This window comes from Niameybacter massiliensis (genome assembly GCF_001282685.1).
In the GTDB taxonomy this organism is placed as follows: domain Bacteria; phylum Bacillota; class Clostridia; order Lachnospirales; family Cellulosilyticaceae; genus Holtiella; species Holtiella tumoricola.
In genome coordinates, this window is the sequence record NZ_LN875035.1 from 3043003 (window position 1) to 3062485 (window position 19483).

Sequence of the window (19483 nt, forward strand, 5' to 3'; positions counted from 1 at the left end):
TTATATATGGGTAACTCTATTAAAATTATTATTGTAGATGACCACCCTCTTATCCGCGAGGGAATCAAGCAAATTCTTTCCTTCTCTGAAGATGTCTCAATCGTAGGAGAAGGTTGTAATGGTCAAGAAGCACTCTCACTGGTTGAACAAGTACCTTGTGATTTATTACTCTTAGATATAAATATGCCTGTTTTAGACGGCATTGGCGCACTAAGAGCCTTAAAGGAAACACATCCCACTTTGAAAGTTTTACTTTTATCTGTGGCAAGTGATTTATCTACTTTTAAAGAAGCACTAGCCCTACAAGTTAATGGATACATTTTAAAAGATTCTGCTGGTACTACTTTAATTGATGCAATCAAACATATACATGCAGGTAATGTTTTTATTGATCAATCATTAAATAAACATGTTTTTCATTTAGTACAAGAATCCTCCTCAACTGGTTCTATAGCTCCTGAACCTTCTCCTACTCCAGATACTTCACCTGTTCTTACTCCTTATACATTATCTATAAATGAATTATCTGATAGACAAAAAGCTATTTTATATTTGATTTCTAGAGGCCTTAGTAATAAAGAAATTGCTTCCCAACTTTTCTTATCAGAAAAGACTATCCGCAATAATATCACTCTTTTATTCAAGAAAATCAATGTTAAGGACCGCGTACAAGCTACCCAATTTGTACTCAATTATGGTAAAAAAATAGTTTAGAATAAAAGCTACTCTTTTCTCAGGACAAGGGTAGCTTTTATTTTATATACTTATTATTGTACTAATTCCCATGAATCATCACTACCTGGCTCTGTATTAGTCCACCATTTTGCTCTGTATTGTACACCTTGGTAAGTTACAATATCTCCTGCAACATAAGCATTACCTGGTATGTATCCTTGATTATTTTCTTCACCTTCATCACCTTCTAATCCCCAAGATGAATCGCTACCTGGTGTTGAATTAGTCCACCATTTTGCTACATATGTTTTACCATTGTATACAACACGGTCACCTTCTACATATGTTTTACCTGGAATATAATCTTGGCTTCCATCTGGGTTAGTTTCTATCTTTGCTTCCCATACGTCTGACTGACCTGGTATATCCCCTTTTGTCCACCATTTTGCTGTATACTCTTTGCCGTTGTACATCACCTTATCACCAGCATTGTAAATTTCTTCTGGGTTATATGTATTATTAGGATCTGGTTTTTCTTTTACAACTACTGTTCTTGTTGCTGTTGCTTCTAATCCTTTTGAATCTGATACTGTATATACAAGTTTATATGTTCCTGCTACTTCTGTATCTACTGCTCCATTTACTTTAATAGCAGATGTTAAATCACCATCTTCTTTATCTGTTGCTGTTACACCTTCCATTGCATCAAATGTGTCACCTACTGTAAGGATTACATCTTGTACACCATGGATAACTGGTTTTGTATTTGCTTGTGGTATTTCACCTGTACCAAAACCTTTAAAGATATTTGTAAATGCATATTGACTTGGAACACCTTGATTATTTTCAAGTTGTGCATCTCTGTTCATTGACCAGAATGATGTCATACCAATTCCCTTTTCAATTGCATGATCAACCACTAGCTGTGCCCATTCCGTTGTAAAGATTGGGTGTGCTTGTCCTTCAAATCCAATTGAAGGTGTTGTTCCTAATTTTGCATAAGCTTCTTCATCTGTTAATGTTACACCTACAAAACGTTTATAGTAATCTTTTAATTGGTCTTTTGTACTATCTACTGCACGAAGTGAACCTGTACCATAATTTTCTCCTGGTAAAAGCATTGCCTCACCATAGCACATAGTCATTAAGTTAACTACACTTACTTCTACACCTTCTGCAAGATATGCTTCTAACACACCTAAACCTTCACTTGTTAAACCACTTGGAAGCACTGCTAATGTGAGTACAATTTCTACACCTGTAGCATCTTGTACTTTTTTGATTGCTTTAGCATTTATAATATTTTGTTGCTTATTCTGTGCAGAACCTTCAATGTCTAAGTCAAGTCTTGTAAGTCCATACCCTGTTACAAGGTCCATATATGTATTTGTTAAAACATCTACGTCTTGTGTTGCTTGCCAGAATGCTGTACCTGCTAGACCACCTAGAGAAATAGTTACATCTCCACCCATTTGACGAAGTTCACGGATAGACTTTTTAATTCCTAAGTATTGATCATTATTTGGATTAGCTTCGCTAAGTGCATCTAACCCAGCCCATCCCCATACAAGTTTACCATCTTTAATTTGTCCAGCTACAGATTGAATAAACCCTAAATTAAAGTAGTTTACACCTGTATCTTCTGCAAGTTTAACTAAATTTGGTGCTCCATTGTTTCCATATCCAGGTTTTGTAATCCAGCTCCCCATATCTACAAATGGTGCATTTACTTGTTTTGGCCATACAATACCTTCACCTACACCAAAATCACTTTCTGGAATCTCTGGCACTGTTACTTCTTCTACTACTACTTGTCTTGATGCTGCTGCTTCTAGACCTTCGCTGTCTGCTACTCTATAAGTTAATGTATATGTACCTACATTAGCAGTATCTACATCACCTTCAACTTGAATAAGATGTGTTAAATCACCGTCTTCTTTATCTGTTGCTGTTACACCTGCCATTATATCAAATGTGCTACCTACTTTAACTGTTACATCATTGATACCTTTTAATTCTGGCGCTTGGTTAGGTTTTTTCGCTGCAACAGTAATTGTTCTTTCTACTACCGTTTCTAACCCTTTACTATCTGCCACTTTATAAGTTAATGTATATGTACCTTCTATTTCTGTATTTACGCTACCCTCAACAGTTAAAACATGTGTTAAATCACCATCTTCTTTATCACGTGCTGTTACACCCAGCATTGCGTCAAATGTATCACCTACTGTAATGGTTTTATTCTCAGCTCCCTGGATAACTGGTGCTTGATTTACTTGTTCTGTAGATCCATAGATTGTTTGACGTTTGATTTCTTTACCTTGTTTATTTAAACGTTGTGCAAGCTCAATACTTTCAATGCCGCTTACATCTTCTACTGGACCATTTGCTTTTAATCTAAAAGTATAGGTTCTACCAGCTTCAATTTGACGTGCATCATATACACTACTTAAATCTACAACTGTGTATTCACCTTCTTGTGTAACTGTACCAGCTTTATAATCTCCACTTGTTAATAGACCATTTGCATGTTTAATATAAAACTTTGGAAGGGTAATGGTTTCTGCCATTTTTTCTGTCGCACTAAGTACTGTATTGCTTTCTTCTAGTACTTCATTATTCTTGATAGTGATTTCATAACCACCTGTATTTCCCCAAGACTCCATATAAGGTGTAAGTGTTACTGTAATATCTAAATCCGCATATACAATCTCATATTGTGGAAGTACTGCATTGCCATAAAGTCCTTGTTTAGTAGCCTTTGTAAGTTCATCACGTTTGCTAGATCTAGTTGGTGCATCCATAGATGCCATCCATGCAATCATACCACCCAAATCATTTTCATTTACGTAGTTTGCTTTTTCTGTAATTGAACGTACATTATCATAAGTAAAGAATGCTCCCGTTTGTTCACTGTATAAGTATGGCACCTTCGCTTCATCGTCCCAGTATTCTTTAAGTCCTGGATAAGCTGTTTTAAGCTTGTCTAAGTTTCTATAAGCCCATACACCAGAACGGCGTCCACCATCTCCCATTGTTATAGGTGAATCATTTGCTGCACCTCTTGACGGTGTAAAGTCAGCATCTTTTCCTACAATTGCCGCTTCACCAAAGAGACCTGGATTACTTGGATCTGTTCCTCCAGAAACCTCTTCCCATCCACGTGTGTAGTATGCAGCTCCAACAACTAATTTTTCTGCTGGTGCACCTTCTCCAATCATATACTGTACTGCTTCATCAATCGTATACTTTCTATCTTTATATGGATCATTTGAATTTGGATAAAGGCCCGCTTGATGTCCACTAATCTCATCAAATGCACCACGCATATCATATGTCATTAAATTACCAAAGTCGATAATCTCAAACATTCTTTGTACATCTACACCTGTAGCTAATTTATCTTGTGATGCTGGAAGTGCTACTGATAATTCATACTCTTTTCCAAGTTCTACTTCTTTTATATTAAGTGCCTCTCTAATATCTTCTAATAATAAGATATAGTTTTCTCTATCATCTGGTCTTGCGTTTGGTGTACCCTCATCATTTTTGTTATCTACAGTATCTGCTTCACGTACAAATGCTGGATACTCCCAGTCAATATCTACAAAGTCCATATTGGTATACTCTACGAACTTAACGATATTCTCTACAAATTTTGCTCTTTTAGCTGGGTTTGCTGCCACTTCTGAGAAATCTCCTGATTTTGACCATCCACCAATAGAAACTCCAATTTTTAAGTTTGGATTTTGCGCACGTAACTCCACTAATGCTGGAAGAATACCCGCACTAATATCTCCCCAAGTTACCCCTGGTTGTCCTAATGGATTTCCTATTGCTGCATCTTTGTCTGTAAAGATTAAATTACCTTGGTTATCAAAATCTAGGAATGCAAAATTCAAATGTGTTAACTGATCTGCTGGAATATCTTGTGGATAGAAATTCCCTTGTCCTCCCCATACAGACCAATCTCCATAATACATAACATTTCTTTTTGTATTTGCTTGACTCTTATACTCAAAACTACTTGTTTCTAATGCTTGTAACTGTACTGGATTTGTGATTACCATACCCCCAAGAACCATTGCTAATGTAGAAACTAATGCTGCTCTACTCATGAATCTTTTAAATAATTTCATTATTTATTTCCTCCTTATATTTTATCTCTATATTTTTTATTTATATTTTTATATTAGATACTCTTTTATGTCTTATATTCGTTTTAATCACGGTTTAAGTTATGATAATTTTATTATAGGTACTCTATTTGTCCCTTGTCTATGTCACTAATGTCCCTCATTTATATCCTTTTTGTCCCGACTTCAAAGGACATCCTTTTAATGAACACATAAAAAAGCTAGTTTAAGCATCTGTCTGCGTATAACAGATTGCCTAAACTAGCTTTTATTACTTTAATATTCTATTACATTCTTTCGTGGAATGTTCTACTGATAACGTCTAATTGTTGTTCTCTTGTTAATTTGATGAAGTTAACTGCATAACCTGATACACGAATTGTTAATTGTGGGTATTTTTCTGGATGATCCATAGCATCTAATAAAAGATCTTTATGAAGAACGTTTACGTTGATGTGTTGTCCTGTTTGGCCAAAGTAACCATCTAAAATACCTACCATGTTGTGTACACGTTCTTCTGGTGTTTTCCCTAATGTTTGTGGTACTAATGAGAATGTGTATGAAATACCATCTTGTGCATGTTCGAATGGAATTTTTGCTACTGAACTACATGCTGCAAGTACACCTTTTGTTTCTCTACCATTCATTGGATTAGCCCCTGGTGAGAATGGTACACCTGCTTTACGTCCATCTGGTGTAGCCCCTGTTTTCTTACCATATACAACGTTTGATGTAATAGTAAGAACAGATTGTGTGTATGTTGAATTTCTGTATGGTGTATGTCTTCTGATTTTTTCCATGAAATCTTTTGTAAGCATTACAGCAATGTCATCTACACGATCATCATTGTTACCGTATGCTGGGTATTCCCCTTCGATTTCAAAGTCAATTGCAATACCTTGTTCATTTCTGATTGGTCTAACTTTTGTATGTTTAATAGCTGATAATGAGTCAGCTGCTACTGCAAGACCTGCTATACCACATGCCATAGTACGGAATACTTCTGTATCATGAAGTGCCATTTCAATTCTTTCATAGCAGTATTTATCATGCATGTAGTGAATGATATTAAGTGCATCTGTGTAAGTTTTTGCAAGCCAATCTGTAGCAATTTCGAAGTTTTTCATAACTTTATCGTAATCTAAAACTTCATCTGTCATAGGTTCGATACCTGGAATAACAGCAACACCTGCTTTTTCATCTACCCCACCGTTAATTGCATAAAGTACAGCTTTTGCAAGGTTTGCACGTGCACCGAAGAATTGCATTTGTTTACCAATTCTCATTGGAGATACACAACAAGCAATACCGTAGTCATCACCAAATTGTGGTCTCATTAAATCATCACTTTCATATTGGATAGCTGAAGTATCAATAGATACTTTTGCACAGAAATCTTTGTATCCTTGAGGGAATTTTTCACTCCAAAGTACAGTTAAGTTTGGTTCTGGAGATGGTCCAATATTGTAAAGTGTGTGTAAGTAACGGAAGCTATTTTTAGTTACAAGTGAAGCACTTCCATCTTCTAAGATACCACCAAGTGATTCTGTAACCCATGTTGGATCACCTGAGAATAAATCATTGTATTCTGGTGTTCTAAGGAATCTGATGATACGAAGTTTCATAATGAATTGGTCAATAATTTCTTGTGCTTCTTTTTCTGTAATAATACCTTCTTCAATATCTCTTTGGGCATAAATATCAAGGAATGTACTTGTTCTACCAATTGACATTGCTGCACCATTTTGCTCTTTTGTTGCTGCAAGGTATGCAAGATATAACCATTGTGTTGCTTCTTGGAAGTTATTAGCTGGTCTTGATAAATCAAATCCGTACATTTCACCTAGTTGTTTAAGTTCTTTAAAAGCTTTTACTTGTTCTGCAATCTCTTCGCAATCTCTTATTGTCTCAGCTGTAAAGATTGTAGATTTAGCTTCTTTATCTTTAAGTTTTTCTTCGATTAATCTGTCTACCCCATATAGTGCTACTCTTCTGTAGTCACCAATGATACGTCCACGTCCGTATGCATCTGGAAGACCTGTTACGATACCTACTTTTCTAGCTTTGCGGATATCTGCATTGTATACATCAAATACACCTTCATTATGTGTTTTTCTGTATTTTGTGAAGATCTCTTTCATTTCAGGTTCAATTTCATAGTCATATGAATTTAAAGCAGTCTCAACAGTTCTAATACCACCAAATGGTTGTACTGAACGAACAAGTGGCTCTTCTGTTTGTAAACCTACTACTTTTTCTAAATCTTTATTGATGTAGCCTGCATTGTGTGAAATGATTGTTGAAATTGTTTTTGTATCTACAAAACAACCTCTTTCTCTTTCTTTCACCATAAGCTCACTAAGTTGTTCCCAAAGTTTTGTTGTATTTTCTGTAGGGCCTTCTAAGAAACTTGCATCCCCTGTGTACTCTGTATAGTTGTTAACGATGAAATCTCTTACATCTACTGATTCATTCCATTTACCTGTTTTAAAGTTTCTCCATTGATTCATAATTTGCAGCTCCTGTCTATGTAAAGTAATTTGCACTTTGTATACTGTATACACGCTTTCGATGAATTAAATATACCACACTTTATAAACTTAATCAATAATAATTATTAAATAATTTATATTTTGTTCTATTATTTTTTATCATATAATACAAAAAATGATTTATTCTTAGTAATCAGCTGAAATACCTTATAATGAAAAATCCCTCTAAACATACATAATAAAAGGCTATGTAACTTTATCGTTACATAGCCTCACTTATTTCTATTGATAATGAACTTGATATGTTCTTGTCTTTGTTACATCACCATTTTCAGGTATGATTTCTATAGTAGTAATACCATCTTTATCTAATGCTGGTACGATTGTCACATTAGCATGTTTTGTAGCTTCAACATGTACCTTAGGCATATTGCCGTCTTGTATTTTATAAGTACAGTTTAAAGACTCATCAAATGTATCTATAATGTTATGATCATCTAATTCAATCTTTGCCACTTCATAGCTATCATAAGCGATTGCTTCTTTACCATACACTTCTAACTCTGTAATGGCAATCCCTTTCATATCTGCTTTCTTCTTCATATTTAAACGAATTGCATAAGTGCTAACTATATCAAAGCTAAAACTATTCATTTCTCCTGCACCTACATGTTCTGTATTAGGAGCTACATGCTCTACAGCTCTCCAGTTATTAGAATCTGCTAAGTCTCCTTCTACAACATGACCAAATTTGCTAGGGATACCTGGTTCTTCATTTGGCACATAATATTCAATAGTAAAGCTTTCTGGTGAGCTTACACCATGGTCTTCAAAGAATCCTACTTTTATGGTATCAATATAGCGTTTTGTAATATTACCACCTTCTGCAAAGAGAATACCTACCCAGTCCTCATCTCTACCTTCTACTTGCCAGTTACTCCATCTATTATGACTCTCCACGTCAAAAGCAATAACTGTATCATTAACTGTTGCAATGTTATCTCTTGAGCCTTCTGCATCATTTGTGAAGGATGCAAGCGCTGCTGGGAACTCAGATCCAGTCCATTGTTTTGCATAGTTCATACTTGTTTTAACCGATGATTTATCATCTGTAATTCTTATACTTGCCTCTACTGTTTGAGAACTTCCTTCTATTATTCCTACAACTTTTGCTTCTCCTACTTTGGTATAATCTACACCACTTTGATCCCATTTAACTTGTTTTTCTTCTTTTGCACCATCACTATAATAAACATTTACCTTTTCTGGAAGTGTTGCTGGAATATATGCAACTGTAGCTACCGATACAGCCTGTACCCCAATGATTCCTCTAATTGTCACTACTGCACAAGCTTTAAGGTTTTGTCCCTCTACTGTTCCTAGTACTTCAAATTGGTTATAGTACATGCACTGTTCTTTTTCAATTGGCGCCCATTCAACTTGGACTGAATCTGGTGCTCCTACATTAAACTTTGCTCTAATTATTTTTGGTAATGTCGGAACTTCTCCTACTTGCGCTGTTACTCGAACTGGAGCAAAGGCAGTAACCTGTTTTTCTATACCTTCTTGTTTAATCTCTTGTTCTTGTAAATCATACCCTAAGCCTTTTGGCATTTCACACGCCATCGTCATTACACTCACTTCATCAGTTACAAGGCCTTCTGATAATGCTTTTAAGGTAAAGTTACCAGTTTGAGTAGTAGATTGTACGATAACAAGTGCCTTTCCATTAAAGGCTTTACGTTTCCATGTTCCATCTACTTGTTCTTGATAACGTTCATGGCTAATTGGATTACCATTATCTACACCTACAATTCTACCTTCACCACTAATCTCAAAGATTACTTCATTGTCTGCTGTTGGTACGAAATTCCCTTTAGCATCTACTACATCTACTGTAATATAGCAAAGGTCTTCTCCATTTGCTTTGATGTTTGTTCTATCTGTATGTAATTGAATACCATATGCTTTATCTGCTGTTACAATGGTTTGCTCTGCTACTACTTCACCTTGATTATTTTTTGCAAGCGCTTGAATAGTTGTACCTGGTACATAAGTATAATCAAGTCTCCATTCTAGGTAAAGCTTGTCACTTGTTTCTGAGAGCTGTTGATATTTAAACCCATAGTCTGTTTCCATCTGAGCAAATGATTGAGTACCTTGGCTTACACCATTAATTACAAGCTCAATATGTGGCGCATTTGAATATACTCTTAAAGGAATTTTACCATCTGCTCCTGTTACGTTATTTCTTAAGGTTTCATCTTCAAAGTTCCAATGAGGAAGAATGTGTACCATCGGGCTTACCTCTAAGTTTTTCCATACACTTTGGTAAAGGTAATAATCATCTTTTGGGAAACCTGCAGTATCTACTATTCCAAAATATGAGCTCTTTGGTGATAAGCTATGTCCAGGCCCACCTGTATTATGCCAGGGTGTAGGTTCACCAATGTAGTCAAAGCCTGTCCATATAAACTGACCTGCTACAAACTTACGATCTCTATCTTGAATCCATGCACGGCTTGCAGTTGCTCCCCATGCTACATGGTCATTATCATAAGAGGATTGTTGGTAATCTGCATGTTCTCCTGAATCATGACTTCCTATTGTATCAGGATGACTATAAACTCCTCTTGATTTAGTTGCTGATGAAGTTTCAGAACCATAGATTGCCCAGTCTGGATGTTTTGCATGAATTGTATCATAGTTGCCTTCTGCGTAGTTAAAGCCTACAGTATCTTGTACCTCAGCTATATCCTCATGACCACCTTCTCCTGTGCCAAATCTAAATTTATCAGCACCTTGTGTAATGCCTCTAGTTGGGTCTACTTCTGCTACCCATTTCTTCATGTTTTTGATTGTTTCAAGGGAACGTTCATCTCCTGAAGCTTCGCTTACTTCATTTCCTACAGACCATTTAATAATACATGGGAAGTTACGTCCTCTCTTTACCATACGTTTGAGGTCAAACTCTGCCCAAGTTACTGTATTTCCCCCTTCTGGATGACTACTAGAGCCTTGGCTAAAGAAGCGTCCAAGGTCATATTGTTTCTTGCCCCAATACCATGTATCAAAAGCTTCATCAATAACCATAAGTCCCTTCTCATCACATATTCTAAGAAGTTCATCTGCTGCAGGGTTATGGGTTACACGTATTGCATTAGCTCCCATCTCTTGCATAATTTCCATCTGACGTTCTATTGCACGTGTATTGGCAACAGCTCCAAGTGCTCCTTGGTCATGATGCATACATACCCCTTTGAGCTTCATCCATTCTCCATTCAAGAAGAAACCTTCATTGGCATCAAATTTCACCCATCTATACCCACATCTTGACTCTACAGTATCTACAACTTGTTCGTCTACAATCACTTCTACACGCATTTTATAAAGATTAGGTGTATTAACAGACCAGAGTTTTGGATTTATAACAGCCATATCCTGTTCAAAATAGCACACTTCTCCTGGTTGAATGTCTTTGCTTGCACACTCTTGTGATTTTGAAACTTCTTCGTTTGCATAGTCTAAAAGTGTAGCACGTACTTTTACGTTTTGCACTTGAGTTGATGCATTTTTAACTTCTGTTTGAATATGTGTTGTTACTGATCCTGATTGGTACTCCTCTTCAATATGTGGTGTTGTAATAAATGTACCATATTCAACAATATGTACTGGTTCTGTAATAATAAGTTCTACTTGACGGTAAATCCCACTTCCTGAATACCATCTACTACTTGGTTGTTCATTTACGACCTTTACAGCAATAATATTTTCAGTCATTCCATCTGCTGAAACATATTCTGTTATATCATATGTAAAAGGCATATAACCATTTGGATATTTTCCTACTTGCTTTCCATTCACATAAACAGTGCTATCCATATAAACACCACCGAAGCGAATAAACACTCTTTTATTCTCTAATTCTTCTGGTAATACTAAAGCTTTTCTATACCAGCCAATACCACCATCTAGATACCCTGCTTCTGAACCTACTAAAGAATGTTCTATATTAAAGTCAAATTCAATACTCCAATCATGAGGTAGATCTAACTTTCTCCATGTCTCATCATTATAGTTTACTTGATAAGCATCGCTTATATCTTCTCTTGGATGGTTACAGTCACCAGCCCAGCAAAACTTCCAGTCTTTATTTATTTTGATTACACGGTCTATTGTTGTATTCTTCGTTGTCATTTAATAATCTCCATTCCCTAAAATATTTACTTAATACCTTTCTTAAATTTTACTACTTTTTTACTATTTTTTAAACTAGTATTCTAAAACTTATTAAAATATTTTTTAGTAAATTAAAAAGTGGTCTCTAACTCATCGTTAAGACCACTTCTAATATTTTGTATTTTTGTCTAAATAGCTCTTGTATAAATTTTAAGCCATTCTTTTTCTGGCTCTGATAAGAAAGGTGAAACCTTATCATATACCTCTTTGTGATAAGCATTTAAGGCTTCTTTTTCATGTTTATTCATCAAGTTTGGATCAATCGCGTCTAAATCAATCGGCGCAAAAGTCACTACTTCAAACTCTAAAAATTGCCCATACTCGTTTTGTTCAGCTTTTCTTACCACTAACTCATTTTCAATACGAATACCATGTGATCCTTCTATATAGATACCTGGTTCATTGGTTGTCACCATACCCACTTCTAACTCGCAGCTATCATTACGTTCTGGTACTATTTTCCACCTAAATCCATTTGGTGCTTCATGTACATTGAGTAAGAAGCCTACACCATGGCCTGTACCACATTTATAATCTAGCCCTAAATCCCATATAGGTCCTCTAGCTAATAGATCTAGATTATATCCTCTTACACCTTGTAAAAATTTTGCACGGGATAAGTTCAACATCCCCCTCACAACTGCTGTAAAATGCTCTTGTAACTCTTCACTTATAGCTCCTAATGCCATTGTTCTTGTAATGTCTGTTGTACCTTCATAGTATTGACCACCTGAATCTACGAGGAATAATCCTTCTTCCATTAGAGGATAAGCACTTTCTTTGGTTGCACTATAATGCATCATCGCTCCGTGCTCTTTGTAAGCCGCTATTGTTCCAAAGCTCGGTTCAATAAAGCCTTCTTGTTCTCTTCTAAATGCTTCTAACTTTTCACTTGCACTAAGTTCTGTTATTTCTACCTTACCTACATTGGTTTTAAGCCAATACATAAACTTTGAAAAAGCTACTCCATCTTTGATATGGCTTTTACGAATACTTTGTAATTCCACTTCATTCTTCTTCGCTTTTGCAAACATGGTTGGATTAGGTGCATCTATTTTTTGAGTTTCATTTGGGATATTGTAATAAATTGCATAGTTTACTTTATTACTATCTAAAAGAATATGTTCATCTGTAGCCAATTCTTTAACATATTCATAAATTGCTTCATACCCATGTAGCTTAATATCCGTAGCCTTAAAAATTGCTTCTATATCTGCATTAAGTTTTTCCTGATTTAAGAATAGATGAACCTCTTCAAGTGTAATTACTGCATATGCAAGTACAACAGGATTAAACTTTATATCTCCCCCTCTTAAGTTGAAAAGCCATGCAATATCATCTAGTGTTGTAATAATGTGAGTCGTTACATTTTTTTCTTTCATTACTTCTCTTAGTTCACTAAGCTTCTCTTCAACACTTTTACCACAGTATTTAGTATCTAATATGAATGCTGGTGCATTTGATAAAGTAGGTCGCATCTCCCATACTTCATCTACTAAGTCATAGCTATAAACCACCTTAATATGCTTAGCTGCTAATTTTTCATTAAGCTTCATACCTTGTTGTGCGCTCACTACACGTCCATCAAATCCTAATGTTCCCTCTACTGGCATAACATCAACAATATATTCTTCTACTGTAGGTACACCTGGTTCTCCTGATTTAAAAAGTTTAATTCCTGTATCTTCTAACTGTTTTGCAGCTTGAATAAAGTATCTTCCATCTGTCCATAATCCTGCTTCATCCATTGTTACAACTACTGTTCCTGCAGAACCTGTAAAGCCTGATATAAATTCTCTTACTTTAAAGTAATCTCCAACATACTCACTTTCGTGAAAGTCTGAAGATGGAATCATATAAACATCAATTTGATGCTTTTTCATATTTTCTCTAAGTGCTTGTATTCTTTCTCTAACAGTCATCTCTACTTTTCCACTCCTTGTTATTTTACTCATGCTTATTTGAGTACTAAAAATATTATTTTTATGGTTCTACCTTAATATAGCCCATCTTTATTTCATATATATTTTTCTAAACGTATTATACAGCATACAAAAATATCATTCTATAAACTCTACTAAATAATTTTCTTAGATTTTGAAAATTAAGCTTATCTAAAATCTCCAAAAGGCATATATCTTCTTAGATATATGCCTTTTACTACTTTATAAATAAATATTATTTTAAACGGTTTGAATTAACTTTTTATTTTCTAACTTATAAACCTTATCACAAATGGCTGTTGTAGATTTTCTATGAGAAATTAAGACAATTGTCTGTTCTTTACTATTTTCTTTGATTGCTTTTAAAATTTCTGCTTCATTAAGTGTATCTAGATTACTTGTTGGCTCATCTAGAATAAGAACATCACTTTGTCTTAAAAAGGCTCTAGCAAGTCCTATACGTTGCTTCTCTCCAGAAGAAACCGAACTTCCGAGTTCCCCTACCCTACTCTCATACTGATGAGGTAAACTCATAATAAAATCATGTATAGAAGCTTTCTTCGCAGCTACAATCACTTCCTTTTTTGAAGCTTTTGGATTACCTAAACGAATATTATCTAATATACTTTCGTTAAATAAGAAGGTCTCTTGACTTACTAAAGTCTGTGAATCTCTTAAAGAACTTGTCGCAACCTCTTTAATATTTTTCCCATCAATAGTAAGTGTACCACCTCTTACATCCCAAAATCTCATTAGTAGTTTAACAAAAGTACTTTTTCCGATACCACTCTCACCAATAAGTGCAAGTTTATCACCTTTGTTAATAGTAATAGATGCTTCTTCTAGAATCGTTTCTGTACGATTGTTATAACCAAAATCAACCTCTTTATAATCAATACTTTCATTTGCTAAAGAAGTCGTACCTGCAACTTCTTCTACTTGTGGCACCTCATCTAATAAATCAAATAGTCTTTGAGCACAAGCAAAAGTCTGTAAGAGATTATTAGATAAATTGCTTAATGCAACAACTGGTCCAAAGGAAGACGCAATAATAACAATGGCTAAAAGATACTCACTAAAGTTGATTGTACCTGATTGAAGAACGAATGCCCCCATAACAACACAACTTAATACAGCTAACATAATCATTAAGTCTGCCAGCGCTCTAACTAAACCTTCATGAGCTTTAAGCCTTTCTTGGCTCTTATTAAGTTGTTTAGAACTATCATGAACTGCTTGTAATCTACTAGAACCATTCTTATAAATAAGAATTTCTTTTAATCCACGTAATGAATCAAGTATAAACTGATTGGTTACAGCAAATGTTTTGCGATAAGTTACACCTGCCTCTTTTGCAAATGCAGAAGAAAAATAAGGAATTGCTAACCCTACTATAAGGAAGAATCCACCACCCAATAACCCAAAGTATGGATGAATACTGTATAAAAGAACTGTAATAATGGTATTTGTAATAATAGCAATACTAATAGGTGCAATGGTATGAGCATAAAAAACTTCTAGTAATTCAATATCAGAAGTTACCATTGCAATAAGATCACCTTTATCTTTACCTTCTAATTTAGCTGGTGCTAATTTACGAAGACACATAAAAATCTTATCTCTTAAAATAGCTAAAATCTTAAAAGCTATGTAATGTCCTGATAACTGTTCACCATAGCGTAGGAGTCCTCTAATTACTGCACAAATTCCCATTACCCATAAGCAACCTGTAAAACTTATAAATGTTATTTCACCTATTAAAGTACCAATAGCAACTGCACTAAAACTTGTAATGGTAATAGCTGCTAAAAAGCCTAATACACCTAGTGTAATAGTAATCATCATAACAGGTGCTAAAGGTTTAAGCTCCACAAGAAGCCTTTTCATAATTGAAAAACCTGATTGACGTTTCATCTACTCTACCTCCCTTACCTGTTCTAATTCATTTTGCTTATTCACCATTCTAAAATATTCGCTTTGGTTAGCATATAAACTTTCATGGGTACCACTCTCTACAACTTCACCTTGTTTCATAACATAAATGCAATCTGCATGCTTTACATTCACTAGACGATGAGAAATAACCAGTACCGCTTTTGTTTTTGCTAACTCATGAATAGCTTTCCATATTGCTTCTTCACTTTCAATATCAATATTTGAAGTTGCCTCATCAAAGATCATGACTTCTCTATTTGCCAAAATAGCACGCGCTAAGGCAAGTCTTTGTTTTTGACCACCTGATAGAAGATTTCCACCCTCTCCAACAGGTGTATCTAACCCTTCTTTTAATGAGCTCACAAACTCACTTAACTGAGCAAGTTCAAGGGCTACTTTTATCTCTTCATCTGTCACATTCAACTTTGCCATAAGTAAATTTTCTCTAATAGTTGTTCCCATGATATAACTATTTGTCGAAACTAACGTCATATGATTGTAGAGTTGGCTACTACTTATATCATTAAAGTTCACTTCTCCCCATTTTATATTACCTTTATGTACTTTATAAGTTTTCATTAAAAGGGATGCAACGGTACTTTTTCCACTTCCACTTTCACCTACTATAGCTGTAAGATTCGTTGGCTTAATAGCAAGAGAAACTTGTTTCAAAATAGGTCTTGTTTCATCATAACTAAATTCTACATTTTCTAATGCAATTGACTCTTCAACCTTAATTGTAGATTTCTCTACCTCTTCTGGCTCTTTGGCATCTAATACTTTAAAAATACGATCTGATGCTGCCATTCCATTCATGGCAATATGGAAATATGAACCTAGTAAGCGCATTGGAATAAAGAATTCTGCCGAAAGTAATGTAATAATCAAAAGATGACCTACGAGAATTTCACCTCTACTATATTGAATAAGTGCTGTAATTGTCCCTGCTGCTGCACCACCAAAAGCAACTAAATCCATAATATTGATTGAGTTAAGCTGCATACTCAGTACTTTCATTGTCATGATTCTAAAGTCTTCAGCTTCTTGATTCATCTTTTGATGACGTTCTTCATCTTGATTAAATACTTTTAAAGTTGTTAATCCTTGAAGATTTTCTAAGAAAGTTCCACCTAAGTTTGAGTAGCTTTTCCAATAATTTTTTAAGATACGCTTTGCAATTTTCATAATCGCAATAATAGAAATAGGAATAAGAGGTACAGATATAAGTAAAATAAGCGCTGCTTTAAAAGAATATGGCAAAATGACTACAAAAAGTGTTAATGGTGCTAATAGCGCATAGAAAAATTGAGGAAGATAACGTCCAAAGTAAACCTCTAACTGTTCTACCCCTTCTACCATTATTTGAACAAAAGATGATGTGCCATCTACTTGTTGATAGTTTGTTCCCAGTCTTAAAAGCTTCTTATATATTTGGTCTCTTAATCTGACCTTTGCATTTTCAGAAGCTAATGCGGAAAATTTCCCATAATATAAGTTACTAATAAATCGTCCTCCTAAAAATAGGATTAATGATAACATAGATAATAAACTTACTTCTTCATGAACTATAAGTTTATTAATAAATTGTCCAATCCATAAAATAATAGAGATATTACATAGAAGAGCAATCCAGTTTGCAACTACAGTCAGTATCATATACTTCTTTGACTCTTCACAAAGGCCAATAAGCCTCTTATTGATCATCATAACTACCTTCTCCTTCTTATAATCGAAATCGCATTTCAAATGATATTTATTATCAACTTAATTTAGATTACAACAATTGATAACCATTGTCAATAAAACCTTTCTATTTATCCTTATATATATTTCTTCTATTTTTTATGTTTGTCGCTTTTTTTCATTAATTTATTACAAAAGTCGATTCTTTTTTCCCTTGTGTCCTATTGTATTTTATCTAACCTTCAAGTGTCTCTAACACTTATGTCAAGTTAGATTGTCACTATTTTTATCCTAAAGTATAGTTTCTTTATCAGCATTTATACTTAATAATGATTTGCCATTAAGTTTAGTTGAACTTGACTCTATTTTTTATCTATGGTATTCTTGCTTTCGGTAAAAACAGTTGTTTAATCTATATTGATTTTAAATTAGCTTTTTAATTACTAGAATTAACTTGCTTAGTCACTAGAACTCACTTGCTTAGTCACTAGAACTCACTTGCTTAGTCACTAGAACTTACTTGCTTAGCTACTAGAACTTACTTGCTTAGTCACTAGAACTTACTTGCTTAGCTACTAGAACTTACTTGCTTAGTCACTAGAACTTACTTGCTTAGCTACTAGAACTTACTTGCTTAGTTACTAGAACTTACTTGCTTAGTTACTAGAACTTACTTGCTTAATTACTAGAACTTAACTTGCTTAATTACTAAAATTCTTCACTATAAAATTTTATTTCTTATTACAACTTATGTAGTTACACATCATCTACTATTAAAATTGTCTTCCCCAGACCAATATAAATTATGATAAAAGGTTCAATTTTATCATCTCCCCTATATCTCAAGTACAACATAAATAAACTACATAGGTTTTTATAATAGAATAAGAGTAGCCTAATTTTTATTAGGCTACTCTTATTTTTATCTGAAAATATTTCTATTTCTATGAACTCGGATATCATTCGAAAAGTTTTAGGTACTTAAAAATATTATATTTATGCTATAATATTTACAGCGTATTGGAGGTGTTTTGATGAAGGTCTATAGTACATTCAGCTCTAAAGCGACTTGCTCCTTGCAAAGACTACAACAAAGCCAGCTATGCTTTGTGTGGAGCCTAAGCCTTTAAAGTAGCTGAAGCACATTTACTTATTAGGTTCTGTAACACATAGCTTTTTGTATTCTTTGCTTTAATATTGCCATTAAAGTAAAAGGAGCATAACTATGAAATATGTTAAAGCACAAGATGTGTTACCCGAAGAAATCTTAAAACTCATACAAGAGTATGCGGATGGACAGTATCTTTATATTCCTAAAAAGAATAATACCCACACTCCTTGGGGTGAAGAAAGTGGTATTAAAGCTGCCCTAAAGATTAGAAATAATGAAATCTATTATAAATATATACATGGCGCTACAATCAACGAGCTCACACAAGAATACTATTTGTCTGCACAAAGTATTCGTAGAATAATTAATACAACCAAACTTCTTTGCTCATAATCTTAGCAGAATTATTTATGAGCTTGAAACTCATACATGTTTTAGATTAAGATGATGATGACTACTTTGTACTAAGCAGTCATCATTTTTTATAAAAGTTATAAATTAAAATCTAATATATAAAAAGGAGCTAAGTATTATGGAACCTTTTATCAAAAAACACGAGTATAACGCCATTAGAAAATATTTACGTGATTTAAACAGTACATTTAGAAATTGTACGGATCAAAAAATTATTGAGACTCATAAAGCTAATATTGGAGAGAATATCCTTCATCTCTTTTCTAACTTATCTGATGATCAAAGAGCATTAATTGATATTAGTGCCTTAAATGATTCTTTCTCTATTGATAACTACATCTCTAACTTAGATCATTATGTATATGGAATGGCTGATATTACTCCCGCTGCAATCCGTAAAGTATTTAAAAAAGAAAAGAAGCTTAAGCTCCCATCAGGAGAAGTTCTCACTTCAAAAAAGGTCTATCTAGGGTGGCTTGATGAGTCTATTCGTAAACTTTTCCTCATCTATAATCTAGATAATAAATGGATTGGTATGGCTTGTAGAATCCCTAATACTAATTCTACTAACACACATATCTGCACACTTTGTAATCATGTAGGTAAAGAGGATGAAGTGACCTTCGTTTCACCTATCTGCAAAATGTCTGACCCAGATGCCTATAAATCTATAGGGTTTCATATATGTTTAGATAGTGAACAGTGTAACGAACGTATTACCTCTACTGAAAAATTAGAGAAGCTTCTCAAAACAGTTAATAACCTATCCTAAAACTCAATTCTTCTTACAATAAAAATTCCAAGATAGCTACTCGTTCTCTGGAATCTTTATCTAACCAATAAGGAGGCTGTACT

9 protein-coding genes are annotated in these 19483 nt (G+C 34.3%); 3 read left to right on the forward strand and 6 right to left on the reverse strand.

From position 1 onward, the window contains the following. Positions 1 to 6: 6 nt before the first annotated feature. Positions 7 to 714, forward strand: coding sequence for a response regulator transcription factor (locus BN2390_RS19735; RefSeq protein WP_082238882.1), 708 nt, complete (start codon positions 7 to 9; stop codon positions 712 to 714). A 53-nt stretch (positions 715 to 767) separates the two neighbouring features. On the opposite strand, the gene BN2390_RS19740 is transcribed toward BN2390_RS19735, so the two are convergent. The 6 genes from BN2390_RS19740 to BN2390_RS19765 form a co-directional block, all read right to left on the reverse strand. Next, the gene (locus BN2390_RS19740) at positions 768 to 4814 is read right to left on the reverse strand and encodes a glycosyl hydrolase family 18 protein (protein WP_053986011.1); all 4047 of its coding nucleotides are present in this window, start codon (positions 4812 to 4814) and stop codon (positions 768 to 770) included. Positions 4815 to 5098: 284 nt separating this feature from the next. Further along, a complete protein-coding gene (gene pflB, locus BN2390_RS19745) occupies positions 5099 to 7321 on the reverse strand; it encodes a formate C-acetyltransferase (protein WP_053986012.1) in 2223 nt (740 codons plus the stop codon). Between the two features lie 264 nt (positions 7322 to 7585). After that, positions 7586 to 11500, reverse strand: a complete 3915-nt coding sequence (locus BN2390_RS19750; RefSeq protein WP_053986013.1) for a glycoside hydrolase family 2 TIM barrel-domain containing protein — start codon at positions 11498 to 11500, stop codon at positions 7586 to 7588. A 170-nt stretch (positions 11501 to 11670) separates the two neighbouring features. Further along, positions 11671 to 13464 (reverse strand): aminopeptidase P family protein, encoded by a 1794-nt coding sequence (locus BN2390_RS19755; protein ID WP_053986014.1) that lies wholly within the window; start codon positions 13462 to 13464, stop codon positions 11671 to 11673. A 261-nt stretch (positions 13465 to 13725) separates the two neighbouring features. Further along, on the reverse strand, positions 13726 to 15399 hold the full coding sequence (locus BN2390_RS19760; RefSeq protein WP_053986015.1) for an amino acid ABC transporter ATP-binding/permease protein: 1674 nt from the start codon (positions 15397 to 15399) through the stop codon (positions 13726 to 13728). Then, a complete protein-coding gene (locus BN2390_RS19765; RefSeq protein ID WP_053986016.1) occupies positions 15400 to 17127 on the reverse strand; it encodes an ABC transporter ATP-binding protein/permease in 1728 nt (575 codons plus the stop codon). A gap of 1201 nt (positions 17128 to 18328) precedes the next feature. Between BN2390_RS19765 and BN2390_RS19770 the strand changes: the two genes are divergently transcribed. Both BN2390_RS19770 and BN2390_RS19775 read left to right on the forward strand, forming a co-directional pair. Beyond that, on the forward strand, positions 18329 to 18607 hold the full coding sequence (locus tag BN2390_RS19770; protein WP_053986017.1) for a CD3324 family protein: 279 nt from the start codon (positions 18329 to 18331) through the stop codon (positions 18605 to 18607). A 139-nt stretch (positions 18608 to 18746) separates the two neighbouring features. Next, positions 18747 to 19400 carry a FusB/FusC family EF-G-binding protein gene (locus BN2390_RS19775; RefSeq protein WP_053986018.1) on the forward strand — a complete coding sequence of 218 codons (654 nt, stop codon included), beginning with the start codon at positions 18747 to 18749 and terminating at the stop codon, positions 19398 to 19400. Positions 19401 to 19483: the final 83 nt, after the last annotated feature.

Excerpts from the sequence above, each read along its gene's own strand:
- BN2390_RS19750 (WP_053986013.1), bottom strand. The coding sequence starts at position 11,500 with ATGACAACGAAGAATACAACAATAGACCGTGTAATCAAAATAAATAAA.
- BN2390_RS19760 (WP_053986015.1), bottom strand. The coding sequence starts at position 15,399 with ATGAAACGTCAATCAGGTTTTTCAATTATGAAAAGGCTTCTTGTGGAG.
- pflB (WP_053986012.1), bottom strand. The coding sequence starts at position 7,321 with ATGAATCAATGGAGAAACTTTAAAACAGGTAAATGGAATGAATCAGTA.
- BN2390_RS19770 (WP_053986017.1), top strand. The coding sequence starts at position 18,329 with ATGAAATATGTTAAAGCACAAGATGTGTTACCCGAAGAAATCTTAAAA.
- BN2390_RS19755 (WP_053986014.1), bottom strand. The coding sequence starts at position 13,464 with ATGACTGTTAGAGAAAGAATACAAGCACTTAGAGAAAATATGAAAAAG.
- BN2390_RS19740 (WP_053986011.1), bottom strand. The coding sequence starts at position 4,814 with ATGAAATTATTTAAAAGATTCATGAGTAGAGCAGCATTAGTTTCTACA.
- BN2390_RS19765 (WP_053986016.1), bottom strand. The coding sequence starts at position 17,127 with ATGATGATCAATAAGAGGCTTATTGGCCTTTGTGAAGAGTCAAAGAAG.
- BN2390_RS19735 (WP_082238882.1), top strand. The coding sequence starts at position 7 with ATGGGTAACTCTATTAAAATTATTATTGTAGATGACCACCCTCTTATC.
- BN2390_RS19775 (WP_053986018.1), top strand. The coding sequence starts at position 18,747 with ATGGAACCTTTTATCAAAAAACACGAGTATAACGCCATTAGAAAATAT.